General features: G+C 30.0%; 12 protein-coding genes and 1 riboswitch. Of the genes, 3 read left to right on the forward strand and 9 right to left on the reverse strand.

The features are described from left to right. Positions 1-180: 180 nt before the first annotated feature. The 4 genes from H2684_RS02200 to H2684_RS02215 form a co-directional block, all read right to left on the reverse strand. Positions 181-1,605, reverse strand: coding sequence for a glutamate synthase subunit beta (locus H2684_RS02200; protein WP_182087732.1), 1,425 nt, complete (start codon positions 1,603-1,605; stop codon positions 181-183). Positions 1,606-1,625: 20 nt separating this feature from the next. Beyond that, positions 1,626-6,152 (reverse strand): glutamate synthase large subunit, encoded by a 4,527-nt coding sequence (gene gltB, locus H2684_RS02205; protein ID WP_182087733.1) that lies wholly within the window; start codon positions 6,150-6,152, stop codon positions 1,626-1,628. A gap of 195 nt (positions 6,153-6,347) precedes the next feature. After that, entirely contained in the window at positions 6,348-9,500 is a 3,153-nt protein-coding gene (locus tag H2684_RS02210) for an AAA family ATPase (protein WP_182087734.1), read from the reverse strand. After that, entirely contained in the window at positions 9,487-10,656 is a 1,170-nt protein-coding gene (locus tag H2684_RS02215) for an exonuclease SbcCD subunit D (RefSeq protein ID WP_182087735.1), read from the reverse strand. The genes H2684_RS02210 and H2684_RS02215 overlap by 14 nt, the downstream gene beginning before the upstream one ends. A 256-nt stretch (positions 10,657-10,912) precedes the next feature. On the opposite strand from H2684_RS02215, the gene H2684_RS02220 reads away from it, so the two are divergent. Further along, positions 10,913-11,377, forward strand: a complete 465-nt coding sequence (locus H2684_RS02220; protein WP_182087736.1) for a CrcB family protein — start codon at positions 10,913-10,915, stop codon at positions 11,375-11,377. A 16-nt stretch (positions 11,378-11,393) separates the two neighbouring features. Continuing rightward, complete coding sequence (crcB, locus tag H2684_RS02225) at positions 11,394-11,753, forward strand: fluoride efflux transporter CrcB (protein WP_182087737.1); 360 nt, start codon at positions 11,394-11,396, stop codon at positions 11,751-11,753. A 15-nt stretch (positions 11,754-11,768) separates the two neighbouring features. Here the strand turns inward: crcB and mnmA are convergent, their stop codons facing one another. Together mnmA and nifS are read right to left on the reverse strand one after the other, a co-directional pair. Next, a complete protein-coding gene (gene mnmA, locus H2684_RS02230; RefSeq protein ID WP_347707511.1) occupies positions 11,769-12,857 on the reverse strand; it encodes a tRNA 2-thiouridine(34) synthase MnmA in 1,089 nt (362 codons plus the stop codon). Positions 12,858-12,876: 19 nt separating this feature from the next. After that, positions 12,877-14,031: a cysteine desulfurase NifS gene (gene nifS, locus H2684_RS02235; protein WP_182087738.1), complete on the reverse strand. Its 1,155-nt coding sequence runs from the start codon at positions 14,029-14,031 to the stop codon at positions 12,877-12,879. Positions 14,032-14,211: 180 nt separating this feature from the next. Between nifS and H2684_RS02240 the strand changes: the two genes are divergently transcribed. Continuing rightward, a complete protein-coding gene (locus tag H2684_RS02240) occupies positions 14,212-14,856 on the forward strand; it encodes a superoxide dismutase (RefSeq protein ID WP_182087739.1) in 645 nt (214 codons plus the stop codon). Positions 14,857-14,956: 100 nt separating this feature from the next. Here the strand turns inward: H2684_RS02240 and H2684_RS02245 are convergent, their stop codons facing one another. From H2684_RS02245 to ilvB, 3 genes are all read right to left on the reverse strand, one after another. Next, complete coding sequence (locus tag H2684_RS02245) at positions 14,957-15,748, reverse strand: folate family ECF transporter S component (protein WP_182087740.1); 792 nt, start codon at positions 15,746-15,748, stop codon at positions 14,957-14,959. 142 nt (positions 15,749-15,890) lie between these two features. Next, positions 15,891-15,995: riboswitch (THF riboswitch) on the reverse strand. Between the two features lie 75 nt (positions 15,996-16,070). After that, positions 16,071-16,565 (reverse strand): acetolactate synthase small subunit, encoded by a 495-nt coding sequence (gene ilvN, locus H2684_RS02250; protein WP_182088041.1) that lies wholly within the window; start codon positions 16,563-16,565, stop codon positions 16,071-16,073. Positions 16,566-16,581: 16 nt separating this feature from the next. Continuing rightward, on the reverse strand, positions 16,582-18,192 hold the full coding sequence (ilvB, locus tag H2684_RS02255) for a biosynthetic-type acetolactate synthase large subunit (RefSeq protein WP_182087741.1): 1,611 nt from the start codon (positions 18,190-18,192) through the stop codon (positions 16,582-16,584). Between the last annotated feature and the right edge of the window lie 5 nt (positions 18,193-18,197).

Here is an 18,197-nt window from a genome sequence, read left to right on the forward strand (position 1 = left end):
GTTGAAGAGAAAGATTACAAAAAGGTATCAGATCTTCAAATAGTTATAGAGAAAAAAATGGCTGAACTTAGAGCTTTATATTCAGACTATAAAAAGAACTTACTTGATATATAAGGGTTTATGTAAAAAATGCAGATTATCAATAATCTGCATTTTCTATATAAATATTTAATTTTAATTCTAAAGACAAGTTTCCCCCATTAGATATTCATCTACATATTTTGCTGTAATTTTTCCATCTTGAATAGCTTTTACAACTAGTGATTGACCAGTTCTCATATCGCCAGCTGAAAATACCCCTTTAACATTTGTCATATGCTTATCGGAAGTCTTAACATTACCTCTTGGATCAAATTTCAACTGCAAATCATTCAAAATTCCTTTATGCTCAGGATGTAAAAATCCCATAGCTATAATTACCATATCTGCGTCTATATCGAACTCACTTCCACTGATTTCATCAAATGACATTCTGCCCTTTTCATTATACCATTTAACTTTAGTACAATGAAGTTTAGTTACATGACCATTTTTTCCATCAAAGTACTTTGTAGATACATTCCACATACGCTCACATCCCTCTTCATGAGAGGTAGTTGTCTTTAAAGTTCTTGGATATAATGGCCATGGCATAGTTTTATCTCTTGATACAGGAGGTTTTGGCATTATTTCAAGCTGGTATACTTTCTTTGCTCCCTGTCTTATTGCAGTACCTATACAGTCAGATCCAGTATCTCCACCACCAATTACAACTACTGATTTTCCCTTAGCCGTCATATCTGCAGTATTTTTCTTTTTAGCTGTTATTTTATTTTGTTCTCTCAAATAATCAACTGCGAAATAAATTCCTTTTAAATCCTTTCCTGGAACATCAAGACTTCTTGGAACAGTAGAACCTCCAGTAAGTACAACAGCATCAAACTCCTCTAAGATTTCACTTGTAGGTATATCAAATCCTACATTAACATTTGTCTTAAATGTTATACCTTCCTGTTTCATAATTTCAATTCTTCTTGTAACTACATGTTTTTCAAGCTTAAAGTCAGGTATTCCATATCTTAAAAGTCCACCAATTTCATCCTGTCTTTCAAATACAACTACTTCATGTCCAACAAAATTCAAACTAGCAGCCGTTGAAAGCCCAGCAGGACCAGATCCAATAACAGCCACCCTCTTTCCAGTTCTGTTTATAGGTATAACTGGCTTAACCCAACCTTCTTTAAATGCCTTTTCTATAATCATATATTCTATTTCTCTAATAGATACAGGATCATAATTTACTCCCAAAGTACAAGATGCTTCACAAAGAGCTGGACATATTCTTCCTGTAAATTCAGGGAAGTTATTAGTCATAGAAAGTCTTTCATAGGCTTTTTTCCAATCTCCATTATACGCAAAGTCATTCCAATCTGGAATTAAATTTCCAAGAGGACATCCCCAATTGCAAAATGGTGTACCACAGTTCATACATCTTGCTGACTGGTCTTCCATATCTTTTATAGGAAGTGGATCATGTACTTCTTTAAAATCATTAATCCTCTCTTTTACAGGTCTTGTACTAAAATTTTTACGGTCAAACTCTTTAAATCCAGCTAACTTTCCCATTATTTATATATCTCCTTTCCCTAAGATACTCTGACAGTCTGCTTGTTTTTTTCTAATATGAGCTTATATGCAGTAGGAATTACCCTCTTGAATTTACATTTAAATTTATCCCAATTATCTAAAATGCTCTTTGCCTTTAAGCTATTTGTATTAGAATAATGTTCTTTTACAAGATTAAGAACTAAATCCTCATCATCAGTATCTAGCTGATTTATCTCTACCATATCCATATTGCAATTTTTATCAAAAGAGTTATCCTCATCTAGTACATATGCTATTCCTCCGCTCATACCTGCAGCAAAATTTCTTCCAGTCTTTCCAATAACAACTATAACTCCACCTGTCATGTATTCACAACAGTGATCACCTACACCCTCTACTACAGCATAAGCTCCACTGTTTCTAACTCCAAATCTTTCACCGGCCATTCCATTTACAAACAACTTTCCACTAGTAGCTCCATATAATATAGTATTTCCTGCAATAAAACTGTTCTCAGCTTTGTATCCTGCATCTTCAGGAGTTTTTATTATAAGTTTTGCTCCAGATAGCCCTTTTCCAACATAGTCATTTGCATCTCCTATAAGTTTAAGTGTTAGTCCTTTCATTCCAAAAGTGCCAAAGCTCTGTCCAGCTGAACCTTTAAAATTAAATACTATAGTATCTTCTGGAAGTCCTTCCTTTCCAAAAGTTTTAGCTATTTTACCACTAAGCATAGCTCCAACACTTCTATTTACATTCTTTATTTCAAAATTTCCAACTACATTCTTTTTATGATCAAATGCAGGTGATGCAATTTGTATTAAAGTATGATCAAGTGCATTACCTATGCCATGATCTTGAGATATAGTACAATATGGTTTTATCTTCTCTGGCACATCTGGTCTGTACAATATATTTGAAAAATCAATGCCCTTTGCCTTAAAATTATCCATTTTTTTCTGATCATCGACTTTTATCTTGTCAACTCTTCCAATCATTTCATTCATAGTTCTAAATCCTAGCTTTGCCATATATTCTCTAACTTCTCTAGCTACAAAAGTTAAGAAATTTATTATATATTCAGGTTTACCTTTAAAATTCTTCCTAAGTTCTGAATCTTGAGTTGCAATGCCCATTGAACACATATTACAGTGACAATTTCTAAGAATAGTGCATCCTAATGTTACAAGCAATGTAGTTGCAAATCCAAATTCTTCAGCTCCAAGTAAAGCTGCAATAACTACATCTTTACCTGTCTTCATTTGTCCATCTGTTTGAAGTCTTACTCTACTTCTCAAATTATTTAAAAGAAGTACTTGATGTGTTTCGGATAATCCTATTTCCCAAGGAGTTCCTGCATATCTCATTGAGGAAAGAGGTGCTGCACCAGTTCCACCATCATGTCCGCTTATTAATATCAAATCTGCATGAGCTTTTGCAACTCCTGCTGCAATAATTCCAACTCCAACTTCTGACACTAGTTTTACACTAATCCTGCTATTTGGATTTACACTTTTAAGGTCATATATAAGTTGTGCCAAATCCTCTATTGAATATATATCATGATGAGGTGGTGGTGATATAAGAGCTATTCCAGGTGTTGAATGTCTAACTTCTGCAATATAATGATCTACCTTAGGTCCTGGCAGATGTCCTCCTTCTCCTGGCTTTGCACCTTGAGCTACTTTTATCTGAATTTCATCTGCATTTACAAGATAATTTGTAGTAACACCAAATCTTGCAGAAGCTACTTGTTTTATAGCTCCTCTCTTATTTTTCCCATCACTGCCTATTTTAAATCTTCTATAATCTTCTCCGCCTTCTCCTGAATTACTCTTAGCTCCAATTTTATTCATAGCAATTGCTATTGTTTCATGGGCCTCTTTGCTAAGTGCTCCAAGAGACATAGCTCCTGAACAAAATCTCTTTATTATTTCACTTTCAGGTTCTACTTCTTCAAGTGGTATCTCAGAGCCCTTATCAAATTTAAGATCAAAAAGACTTCTAAGAGTTGTAAGATGTCCGCTCTGGTCATTTATTAAATTTGCATATTCTTTATATATTTTATAATCATTATTTCTAGATGCAAGTTGAAGCTTGTAAATAGTTTCTGGATTAAAAAGGTGATATTCTCCTTCTTTTCTCCATGAATACAATCCTCCAACATCTAAAGCAATTGATGGATTTTTAAATCTATCAAATGCCCTCCTATGCCTTATAAGCACCTCTTTTGCAACAACGTCAATATCTATACCACCTATTGTAGTTGTAGTACCTTTAAAATATTTATCTACAAATTCTTGACTTAAACCCAAAGCTTCAAATATTTGTGCACCATGATAACTTTGTATTGTACAGATTCCCATTTTAGATAATATCTTTAAAAGTCCACTACATATAGATTTTCTATAATTTGAAATTGCCTTCTCCTTTGAAACCTTGTTTATTATATTGCTGTCAACTAAATTTTCAATTGATCTATAAGCTAAATATGGACAAACTGCACTTGCACCATAACCTATTAATAGTGCAAAATGAGTTGTTTCTCTAGCTTCACCAGTTTCCACTATAATGGATACTTTTGTTCTCGTCTTTTTCTTTATCAAATAATGATGAACAGCTGATACTGCAAGAAGACTTGGTATAGCAGCTTCATACTCATCTATTTTTTTATCACTTAATACTAATATATTATAGCCTTCATCAACTTTTTTAGAAGCTCTTTCACATATAAGTTTAAGTGCTTCTTTAAATCCAGATATACCCCTGTCATATTTAAATGTTATAGGTACAGTAGTTGTCTTAAAATCCACATCCCGCATTTTCTTTATTTTTGCCATTTCATCATCAGTTAAAATTGGATTACTAAGTTCTATAAAAGGACTATCAATAGATTCCTTATTGAGTATATTATTTTGAGGTCCTAAGTAATTCATAAGTGACATTACTACTCCCTCTCTAATAGGATCTATTGGTGGATTTGTAACTTGAGCAAATAGTTGTCTGAAATATGAAAATAAAATCTGTGGTCTTTCAGATAAAACAGCAAGAGGTGTATCATTTCCCATAGAACCTATAGGTTCTTTACCATTTTCAGCCATAAACTTAAGTATACGCCTCAAATCTTCTATTGTATATCCAAATGCCTTCTGATCTTCTTTTAATCTCTCTGGAATTATATTTGTATAAGCTGAAACATCTTCAAAGTCTTCAAGAGTTCTTCTACTCTCTTTTATGTACTCCTTATAAGGCTTATCTGTGCAAATATTCTTCTTAAGTTCCACATCATCTATAATTCTTCCTTCTTTTGTATCAACTAAAAACATCTTTCCAGGATTTAGACGACCTTTTTCAACTATTTCTTCAGGTCCAAATTCTAAAACTCCTAGTTCAGATGCCATAACAACCAGTCCATCTTTTGTTATTACATATTTAGCCGGTCTTAATCCATTTCTATCTAAAGTTGCACCTACTTGAACTCCATCTGTAAAAAATACAGCAGCAGGTCCATCCCAAGGTTCTATAAGTGATCCATGATATTCATAAAAAGCCCTTTTATATTCAGGCATATCAGTATTCTTTTCCCAAGCTTCAGGTATGAGCATCATCATTGAATGAGCAATACTTCTTCCATCTTCTACAAGGAGTTCAAACATATTGTCAAGAGATGCCGAATCACTTACATTAGGTGTCATAATAGGAAATAGCTTATTTATATCATCTTTAAAAGTGCTTGACTTTAAAATTCCTTCTCTTGCATTCATCCAATTTCTATTTCCTCTTATAGTATTTATCTCACCATTATGTGCCAAATACCTAAAAGGTTGTGCAAGATCCCATGTAGGAAATGTATTTGTACTAAACCTTTGATGAACAAGAGTTATAGCACTTTTAAAATTAACATCATTTAGATCAAGATAGTATCCTGCTATCTGATCTGCTAAAAGCAATCCTTTATATACTATAGTTTTACTTGAAAGAGAACATATATAAAAGTATTCAGAATTTCTCTTTACTAGTTTTTTTACTTCATTTTCTGCTCTTTTTCTTATTATATATAGCTTTCTTTCAAACTCAACTTGACTTTTTAGACAATTTTCTATAAATACCTGTCTTATTATAGGTTCTGTACCGCGTGCTGTTTCTCCTATACCTCTATTATCTGTAGGAACATCTCTCCAGCCAAGTATCTTTTGACCTTCTTCTTTTATTATTCTCTCTAAGATTCCTTCACATTGATATCTAATAGCAGGCTCTTTTGGCAAAAATACCATTCCTACTGCATATTCTCCTAATTTAGGTAATATTATTCCTTCATTATCACAACATATTCTAAAAAATTCATCCGGTATTTGAACAAGTATTCCGGCACCATCGCCAGTTTTAGGATCAGCACCAACAGCTCCTCTATGAGTTAAATTAACTAATACTCTAAGGCCTTTTTTAACTACATTATGAGATTTTTCTCCTTTAATATTGGCAACAAAACCAACTCCGCAATTATCTTTTTCAAAATTTGGATTATATAGTCCTTGCTTTGGTGGTAATCCCCCAATTGATTTCATGTAATTGCCCCCTTTAATTTTCAGTTTAGTTTAAATTATATATTTGTTTGTGAAATTTTTCAATATAAAAATTTCATTCTTTTATTTATTTTGCAAAAAATATATTACATTTAATATAAAATGGTATAAAATAATACTTTTTTATATTATATTGTGTAATTTTTCTAAAATTATGAATATGGCTTTATACAATCTTTATACAATGTTGAATTGAGTTCTACTTCCTTCTGTACTTGGAATTATTTCTAATTTAGCATCAATTCTATCTTTTAACTCTGGAACATGAGATATTATTCCAACAAGTCTTCCTTCACTTTGAAGTTCAATTAAACATTGAATTGCATTATCTAATGACTCTGAATCTAAAGTTCCGAATCCTTCATCTATAAACATTGTATCTAAATTTATACCACCTGAGTAGCATTGAACAATATCTGCAAGACCTAGTGAAAGTGAGAGTGCAGCCTTAAAACTTTCACCACCAGATAAAGTCTTTACATGACGATATTTCCCAGTGTAATTATCATATACTTGAAGATCAAGACCTGTTTGTGCTCTTCCTTTTCCAAGTTCAGTTATTCTACTTAATTCATATCTTCCTTCACTCATCTTTTGGAATCTAATATTAGCCGCTTCAATAATATCTTCAAAAAAAGATGCCAGTACATACGTTTCAAAATTTATTCTTTCATAATTTTTTCCTCTAGACACCACTGCTAGTTCTCCTACTACACTATACTTTTTTTCTTTTTCCTTTACATCATTTAAAAGACTAGTAAGTCTTCTAAATGCAGCTTCATTTATATTGATTCTAGTATCCAGTTCAGATTTTTCCTTATCCAACTTATTTTTATCTTCTTTCATTCTATTAATTTCTGATTTTAATTTACCTATATCAACTGGAGTTAAATCCTTAACTTCAAAACTAAGCTCTCTATATCTATCTTCCGTGGATTTAAGTTCTGTATAGTACCTATTTATATCTTTTTCAAGTTTAATTTCTTCTTTTTCTGAAATTTTACAGTTTCTGTAGTCTTCTATATTAATAAACCCAAAACTCAAAACACTTTCTTCAAATATTCTCTTTATCTTTTCTAAACGCAACTCCATATTCTTTATATCTTTTTCAATTGACTCTTTATTTGAACATATTCTTTCGTACATTGATCTTGAATTTATATAGTTATTCTGAGCTACTTTAATTGAATTCTCCATTTTATTACGAGTTAATTCCATTTCATCTATTTTACTTTGAAGATTCTCAATGGATCTAAACTCAGACGGAATTCCCTCTGTAATTCCATTTACTATACCTCTTATTCTTTCAACTTCTACAACTTGATTGGAATATTCTTCATTAATCTTTTCAAATGCAGCATTTTCCCTTTCATAAACTAAAGTCTTTTCTTTAAGTTTATTCTTCTTTTTTTCAATGCTCTCCTGTTTTGCTTTTATTTTTAAAATTTCACTTTTAACTTTTTCTATATCTAATTTTAAACTATCAATATTATTTTTTATAAACATTGTAAGCTCTAACTTCTCAAGTTTATCTATATTCTCACCTGTTAAATTTTCATAGTCTTTTTTAATTTTTGATATTATCTGTTTCCCAGTATTTCCCTTTACCTCTACACGTTGAAAGTTTTCTCTAGATTTTTCATAGTTATCTTCAATTTTCTTTACACGTTTTTTGTGATTTTCAATTTTATTCTTATCTGGATATACATCTTTCATTTCAGCAATATGAGGATGATGCACTGATCCACATACTGGACATGGCTTGCCCTCTATTAATGAAGCTGCTAAAAATGCTGCCTGACCTTCCATGGACATTTTCTCCATATGTTCAAGTTCTTCTTTTGCTTTTTCAAGTAATTCCCTGTCTTTATTCATTTTATTTCGCAGTTTTATATAATCTTTTCGTATATCTACAATTTTATTATTCTCTTCATTTAAATTAAGCAATACCTCATATACCCTATCCAATTTTTCACATTTAGATTGAAGATTCATCTCCTTATCTTTAAAATCATCAGAATTTTCAACACTGTTTTTCAATTTATCTATTTCTTCTTTTAATAATTTAATATAATTTTTTTTATTCTCCAAGTTATTTTTAAGCTTATTAAATTTATCTTCTGATAACTGTAGTTCTTTATTTTTCTTTTTCAACTTAATAGCATTATCTCTATAACTTTTAAGTTCTGCTATTTTTTCAACTATTTTATTTATATAATCTTTCTTAGACTCCTCACATTTTAAAGCCTCTTCAGCTTCTTTTAATTTGTTTTTTATATTTTTCATATCCAATATAGATTTGGCAAGTTGTTTCCTCTTAGTTTCTATATCTTCTTTTCTATCTATATAATCTTTTTCAAAAGACTCTACTTTCAATGCCTTTCTTCCTTTTAAAAGTCTATTTTCTTTTGAACTTATAACTTTTTCTTTATTCTTTAATGAATCTAACACAGCTTCCAATTTAATTTTTTCACTTATTTTTTTATTATTCTCTTCTGCTTCATATGTCTTTTTACTTAAATTCTCTATTTTTAAAGACACCTTAAGAATTTCATCTTTAATCTTTTTCATATTAACAGAATCTAATTTATTCTGCTCTTCTAAAAGCCTCAAAATCTTATCAAAATTTTTATCATCTTTTTCCATTTCTTCATATAATAAGCTGTCTTCACTACATTGTATCTTATTTATATTTTCCAGTTCTTTACTCTTAACAGTCTTTATATCATCTAAAATACTCTCTTTCATCTTATATAATTTATCCTGGAACTTACTATATATTTCAGTGTTAAATATCTTTCTCAATATTTTTTCTTTTTCCTTACTATCTGACACAAGAAGTTTTCTAAACTCACCTTGTGGAATCATCATTATCTGTTTAAACTGCTGATAGTTTATACCCATTATGTCATCTACTTTTTTATTTACAGCACTAACTCCACATACAATTTTATAATTTCCATTTTCATCAAATATTTTCATTTCTGCATCTGTCTTTTGTTCTGTAAAACCACTTCCCCTTGACTTGGGCTTCATCTGCTTTGGTATTCTCTTTATATAATACTTTCTACCTCTAAGTTCAAAGTAAATTTCTACTGAAGTCATAACATCATCTTTTGCAAATTGACTTCTCAGACTTTCTCCATCTCTTCCCTCACCGCTTGCTTCTCCATAAATTCCATAACTTATTGCATCAAAAATAGTAGTCTTTCCCGCTCCTGTAGGCCCTGTTATTAAAAATATATTTCTATCTTTAAGTTTAGTAAAATCTATTTCTTCTACATCCCCATAAGGTCCAAAAGCCGTCATTATAAGTCTAATTGGTTTCAAAAAGATCACCTTCCTCTCTTTTAAGACTTTTTATCACTTTTAGAACTGTATCTTCTTTTTCTTTAGTAAATTCATTATCTGTAACATATTTGTAAAACTCTTTAAACAGTTCCAGCATGTCTTTTTTTTCATAAGTTTCCCTTATATTATTATTGATACTACTGTTTTTACTTTTTGTAGTTTCTCTCGTAAGTTTTAATACATTTGGATAAACTGCTCTCAATTTGCTCATTGGATCAACAAGTTGTCCTTCATCTGTTAAATTCACACATATATAATCTTCAGTATTTGTATTACTATACACTTTTGGATTCAATATATCAACAAGTTTTCCATTTAAAACTCGCATATCTCTCTTTACTTTGAGGGATTTTATTTCAATCTGTACATTGCCATATTTATCTAAATTAACAATAGTTACAGACTTTTTTTGTCTAGCCTCTGAAAAAGAATATTTTAAAAGTGAACCAGAATACCTTATTCTATTACTTCCTATATTTTGAGGTGAATGTAGGTGACCTAATGCTGTATAATTAAAGGGTTTGAATATATTTGAGTCAACATATTCCACACCACCTATTGAAAGTGGCCTTTCAGAGTCAGATGACTCTCCTCCTATAACAAATCCATGAGCTATCAAAACATTTCTTGAATTCTTATCCATATTTTTTTCAATAGAATTTACTATTGAAAAAATAGCATCGTTATGAGTATGTATTGTTTCATCCCCCATTATTTGCCTAACTTCTGCAGGTTCTGAATATGGAACTGGATAAAAATTTACACTTCCATATTCATCATTTATTATAATAGGCTCAATTGGATTTTTGAGCTTACCGTATATATATAATCCATTATTTTTAAGTATTTCACTTGCAAATCCAACCCTATCGCCACTATCGTGATTTCCAGATATAGCTATAATTGGCGTATTTAATTGGATAAGTATTTTAGTAAATACATTATTTAATAATTCAACTGCTTCTACTGGTGGAACAGATCTATCGTAAAGATCTCCTGAAATTATTACTACATCAGGCTTTTCTATAGAAACAAGTTTAACAAATTCCTTTAAAATATACTCTTGATCCTCTGTCATATGCACCTGATTTACAATTTTACCTATATGCCAATCTGCTGTATGTATTATCTTCAATATAATTCCTCCCAAAATATAAATATAAAGTTAACTATTTCTAAAATACATTATAAATAATTAAAAATAAACATTTCCTAATTATAGATTATATAATATTATATCAAAAATAAGAGAATAAATAATATCTAAAGGTATACATAAAAATTTTAAATTAATATTATAATTGAAAATGAATATCTTTAACTGTATAATAATAGAAGTTTTTAATTTATAATAGGTAAAGTATTCCTATAAGATAGGAGGAAATATATAAATGAAGAAATATGTATATGTAGGAATCGGAGGATTTATTGGAGCTATATCTAGAGTTTTAATTGAAAATCTAAACCTAAATAATTATTATAATGGAATAATACCAATAAAAACATTTTTTGTAAATATAACAGGAAGTTTTTTGCTTGCAGCTATAAGTATTTATTTTGTTGAAAAAATGACACGACATTTGAATATACAGTTAATGCTATGCACAGGTTTTGCAGGAGCATATACTACATTTTCTACTATGTGTAAAGAGTTTTGGAATATTTTTAGCAATGGATATTATCATCAAGCTGTATTTTATATACTATTTTCAATAATTGCAGGATTTTCATCATCAGTTCTTGGAGTGTATTTTGGCAAATATATAATAAGAAAAACTTCATACAATAAAAATAAAACTGAAGATATTCACAAAGTTAAAGATAAATTAGAGTCAGAAAATATTGATAATAAATAAGTGAGGAGCTGATTACATGAATATTTTATTGATAGGTGTAGGTGGAATAACAGGAAGTTTAACAAGATATTCTTTAGGTCAGTATATACAAAAACATCTTGGAAGATACTTTCCAATAGGAACTTTAGTATTAAATATAACAGGTGCACTAATGCTTGGAATATTAAATGCTGTAAACTTAGATAAGCTCACATACTCTCTTTTATGCGATGGCTTTCTAGGAGCATATACTACATTTTCAACTTTCATGTTCGATGGTGTAAAACTATTTAATGGAAATAGAAAATTAAATGCCTACTTGTATATATCACTTACAATTGTATTTGGAATTTTAGGATATATTTTAGGATATACATTAACCCACCACTTTATATAAAATGGTGGGTATTTTTTACAATATCCTATCAATAATTCCTCCGCCAACCATAGTATTTCCATCATAAAATACTGCAGATTGTCCTTTAGTTATTGCTCTTTGTGGTTCTTTAAATTTTACTTTTACTTTTCCATCTTTATAAGGACTTACCAATGCCTCTTTAGGTTTTGCTGAATATCTTATTTTACACTGTACATCTATAGGTTTATCAAGGGTTTCAAAAGGCATAAAATTTATGTCATTTACTATAAATTCATCTTTAAATAAGTCCCTCTCATCACCAAGTACTACAGTATTATTTAAAGGATTTATATCTATTACATATTTAGGAGTCCCAAATGAGATTCCAAGGCCTTTTCTCTGGCCTATAGTATAATAAAATATTCCTTTATGCTTTCCAAGTACATTTCCATTTTTATCTACAAAATTTCCTTCACCTAACTTTCCATTCAATTTTCTATTTATGTAAGCTCCATGATTATTATCTGGTATAAAACAGATTTCTTCACTATCTCTCTTATTATGAACAGAAAGCCCTATCTTTTTTGCTATTTCCCTTATTTCAGTTTTTTTATATTCTCCACAAGGCATTAGAGTATGTGCAAGTTGATATTGGTTTAAACCGTATAATGCATAAGTTTGGTCTTTTCTATCATCTTGTGATTTTTTAAGAACATATCTATTATTTACTTTATCACAAATTGCATAGTGCCCTGTAGCTACATAATCTGCACCAAGTGCCATTGATTTTTTTAAAAGTTCATCAAATTTTATAAATTTATTACATGCAATACATGGATTTGGAGTTCTTCCCTTAGTGTATTCACTTATAAAATAATCTATAACATTCTTTTTGAATTCTTCTTTAAAATTCATAACATAATATGGTATATCTAATTTATCAGCTACCATTCTTGCATCATCTACTGCAGAAAGCGAGCAACACCCACTTTCCATACCCTCATAATATTCATCGTCTTGCCATATCTGCATAGTTACCCCTACTACATCATATCCCTGCTTCTTAAGAAGGTATGCAGCAACTGAACTATCTACACCACCACTCATACCTATTACTACTTTCTTTTTCATCTTATCACCTATTTTCAAGTTTATTAAAAATTTATCTAATTGTACTTCTCTTCCTTAAATTTGAAACAGACTCAGTTACTTTATCTATTACAAAATTTACATCCTCTTCAGTAGTTTCATATCCTATTGTAAGTCTAAGTGCACCCTTTGCCAAATCTATATCATCACCTATTGCCATTAATACATGTGATGGTTCAATTGCACCTGCTGAGCATGCACTTCCGCTTGATGCGCATATTCCAATGTTATCTAGAAGTATAAGAAGCAATTCACCATCTATTCCTCTAAATGAAATATTAATATTTCCTGGAAGTCTTCTATCTATTGGACCATTTAACTTACTCTTAGGAATCTTTAAAAGGCCTGAAATCAACTTATTTCTTAAATATATTAGCCTTTTATTTTCCTCTTCCATATTACTTAGGGCAATCTCAATTGCACATCCCATTCCAACTATACCAGGAACATTTTCAGTACCAGCCCTTTTGCCTCGTTCCTGTCCACCTCCATGTACTAAATTATCTATATTAGTACCCTTTCTTATGTAAAGTGCACCCATTCCCTTAGGTCCATAAAATTTATGAGATGACATTGAAAGCAAATCTATATTCATGGCATTTACATCAATTGGCACATGGGTAATTGCCTGAACTGCATCTGTATGAAACAGTATATTTTTTTCTTTTAAAATACTGCCTATTTTACCTATTTCTTGAATAGTACCTATTTCATTATTGGCAAACATTATTGAAACAAGTATAGTGTCATCTCTAATTTTACTTTTAAGTTCCTCTATATTCACAAATCCATCTTTATCTACTTTAAGATAAGTTATGTCAAATCCAAGTTTTTCAAGATACTTGCAAGTATTTAAAATAGCATGATGTTCAATACAAGTTGTAATTATATGTTTTCCCTTATGTACATTTGCACTAGCAACGCCTTTAAGTGCCCAATTATCTGATTCAGATCCACCATTTGTAAAAAATATTTCATCTTTTCTAGAATTTATTGCATTAGCTATTTTTTCTCTACTTTTACTTATAGCCGCTGAATTTCTCCTTGACATATTATAAACAGAGGATGGATTTGCAAAGTACTGGCTAAAATAAGGATTCATAGCTTTGACTACCTCTGGTTTTACAAATGTAGTAGCAGCATAATCCATATATACTTTTCTTTCCATACTTATCTCTCCCATTAAAGTGACTACTAAAAAATTCAGAGTAATTCACTATGATTTAATATCATTACAATTTATTTTATTTTTTTATCTAAGATTTGTCAACCTAATCATAAAATATATTACACTATTTAAAACAATAGATAATATAATATTAATATAACATTTTTTAGAGGTGTTTTAATGTACAATCTAAAACCAAAAGATTTTGATTTTAAATCCGTAAAAGGTTTTTCTAAAGAACAATTAAATGATCACTATAAGTTATATGAAGGGTATATAAAAAATCTAAATAAAATATGGAATACACCATATGTACCAAGTAAATTCACTGATACTAATTCAACTTATTCTGAAATGAGGAGTCTAAAACGTGGAGAAACATATTCACTAGATGGAGTAAAACTTCACGAACTTTATTTTGAAAACATGACAGGAGGAAATAATTCTCCTAATGGTCCTATTTTAGATGCTATAATAGATGAATTTTCTTCATATAATAATTTCATTTCTTATTTGACAAATATAGGATTGTCAATACGAGGTTGGGTAGTTGTGTCAATTGATTCCATTGATAACAAAATTCATATAATAGGTAGTGATTCACATGATAATGGAGCTGTGTGGATGTCATACCCACTTCTAGTTATGGATGTATATGAACATGCATATTTCATAGACTTTGGAACGGACAGAAAAAAGTATATTTCTACATTTGTTAAAAACATAAATTGGAATATTTTAAACATTAGATTTCAAGAATATATATCTTCTGCAAAGTTGATGAATATGAGAAGATATGGCTACTATCCATTTCAATTTTTTTAAAAATTCAATTTAAAATAAAAAGTTATAGGTGAAACTATCCACTTATAACTTCTTATTTTAATATATAATTATTTGAATTTAATTAAGAATCACTTTTATCTTAAACTCTCTGTAATATCTTCTTTTCTACAAAAGCATAATAATATATAAGCAAACATACAATATATGAATTTATAAGATTAAGGAAAAGACACTGAAAAATTCTTGGAATCCACAACAACATAAAGCCTTTATCCATAAGAGATGGTATGAATATAAGCAATATGCATGTATTCAATGTAGATACAAGTATTCCCGATATTCCAAGTGCAATTACAAATTTAAAATATCTAGAATTTATATATTCATAAGCTCTTCCTTTTTTTCTATTTATAACATCATTTACAACAAACAACAACATAGCTATTATAGATACAATTATGAGTCCAACTCCAAGATAGTCAGCTCTTTTTCCTGCCATTGAAAGTAATTTTCCAATTCCTATAGTTGGCATAAATTTAAGAGATATAAAATTTATAACACCAATTAAAAACATAACTACAAAGAATATACCATACCATTTTTTCACCTTATATACACTTATATTTTTCATAAGTCTAAATATTAATGCAGGTAAAGCTCCTGCAATTATATTAGTTAAAGTCAAAAGCGGTATATATCCACCCATTGGAGCCATTATATATCCAAGTATATCCACAAGTCCTCCTGCAATTCCACCATACAATGGACCAAATAAGAAACCAGGTAGCACATAAAATACTGCTGAAAAGCTTATTCTCATAGTAAGTACTCCACCTGCTGTTATATTTATTGCAAAATTTCTTATAACAAGTGCAATAGCTATAAAAAGCCCTGTAGTTACAATATACTTTGTATTCATTTTGTTTTTCATATTATTCCTCCATCTTTTAATATACAAATAATAAATATGAACAATAACAAAATAAATTACCGCATAACAAAAACCCCCTTTTCTCTTTAATGTAGTCACACTAAAGAGAACGGAGCTTTTAAACACAATATCCCTTTAATGTAACAGCGGAAGCAGTATTACATCGTAAGTTACAATAAAAATTGAACTTTTCGTTTAGAGACAACTTCCCATCCTCTAACACTTTACGCATAATACTTACTCTGCTACTTTATAACAAATTCAATGATATTAATAAGTATATTATAATAGTATATTATAGATAAAACAATAGTTTTTTAAATTAACCTTCAAGTTTACTTCCCCTATTTAACGCAGTTAGTCCTGTACGAATACTCTCTTTAATTCCATAAGGCTTCATAAGTTCTATAAAAGCTGATATTTTTTCTTCATTTCCCGTTATTTCAATTATCATACTATCTTCATTCATATCAACTACATTGGCTCTAAAAGTATTTGCAATTTCCATAATGAGAAGCTTATTATTTGAATCAGCTGATACTTTTACAAGAGATAATTCTCTGTATACAGAATTACTATAGTTTGTAAGATCTATTACTTTTATTACCTCAATTAATTTATTCAACTGTTTGTTTATTTGTTCAAACATATAGTCATCTCCAATGGCAACGATTGTCATTCTTGATATTTCCGGATCTTCAGTAATTCCTACAGTAAGACTGTGAATATTATATCCTCTTCTACTAAACAATCCTGCAACTTTACTTAAAACACCAGAATGATTTTCAACTAATATAGATAGTACATATTTTTTTATAACAATCCCTCCCTTATTAAAAAGTACTTTCCTTTGGATCCACAACACACTCTATTAAAAAAGCTTCATTTGAATTTAGTGCCTTAGAAAACGCACTATTGAACTCAATACCATTTGTAACCCTTTCCGCCTTTATACCATAGGCTTCTGATAGCTTAACAAAATCAGGATTAGATTTAAAGGTCACTCCAAATTCTGATGAGAATCTTTTATTTTCAAGCTCACGAACCATACCAAGTCCTGAGTTGTTAAATAAAACTATAATAATATTTATATTGTATTCTGATATAGTTCCAAGTTCAAAAAGACTCATTTGAAAGCCCCCATCTCCTACAAAAGCTACAACTTTTTTACTTGGGCTTCCTATTTTAGATCCTATTGCAGCTGAAAGTGAGTATCCCATAGTTCCAAGTCCACCAGAAGTCAAAAATTTTCTTTTTCCCATAATTTTATAATTACGAGCACACCATATTTGATTTTGTCCTACATCTACAGTAACAATACTATCATCATCTAGCTTGTCAGATATGAAATCGAGTACATTCTTTGGATTTATATTTTCTGTTTGCTTTTTAGTTATTTTATACTGTGAAATATAACCGTGTATAATTTCCAGCCAATTCTCTGTATTAATAGGAGGCAACATTTCTATTAATTTTGATATTATATTTTTCAAATCACCTACTACAGGAATATCCGTTGTTAAATTTTTACCTATTTCCGCTGGATCAATATCTATATGAATTACATCTGCCTTCTTTGCAAAGTTACTTAATCCACAAGTTGTTCTATCTGTAGCTCTAGCTCCCATGAGGATTAACACATCTGCATTTTCAACAGCTTTATTTGCATATTTAAATCCATGAGTACCTATCATTCCAACATAATATTTGCTATTTTCATCTATACTACCTTTTCCCATAAGTGTATTAACCACTGGTATTTTCGATATTTCAATGAATTTTCTAAATTCTTTAGTTGCATTTGCAAGTATAATACCTCCACCTGCACAAATAATAGGTCTTTTACTTTCTTTTAATCTATTTACTATTCTTTTTATTTGTCCAATATGTCCCTCTACAGTTGGTTTATACCCTCTTATATTTACACTTTCTGGATATTTAAAATCTATATCCTCCTCCATTATATCTACAGGTACATCTACGAGCACAGGTCCTTTTCTCCCAGTTTTCGCTATATAAAAAGCTTCCTTTAAAATTTTAGGTATTGATGCTGAATCTTTTACAAGAAAATTATACTTAGTAAATGATTCTGTTGCTCCTGTAGCATCGAGTTCCTGAAAAACATCTCTCCCAATTAGTTTAGTCTTAACTTGTCCTGTAATTATTACAAGTGGTATAGAATCCATATATGCAGCAGCAATAGCAGTCATCAAATTTGTAACACCAGGTCCTGAAGTTACAATACATACTCCAACTTTTCCGGTTGATCTAGCATATCCACTAGCACAATGTCCAGCAGATTGCTCTTGCCTTACAAGTATATGATTAATATCTGACTTTTTCAGTACTTCATATATAGGAACTACTGCAGCACCAGGATATCCAAATACCGTTGTCACATTTTCTTCTTTTAAACACTGGATAATTGCCTGAGCAGCTTTCATAGTTA

It is taken from the genome of Clostridium sp. cel8, from assembly GCF_014050525.1.
Classification (GTDB): Bacteria; Bacillota; Clostridia; order Clostridiales; family Clostridiaceae; genus Clostridium_B.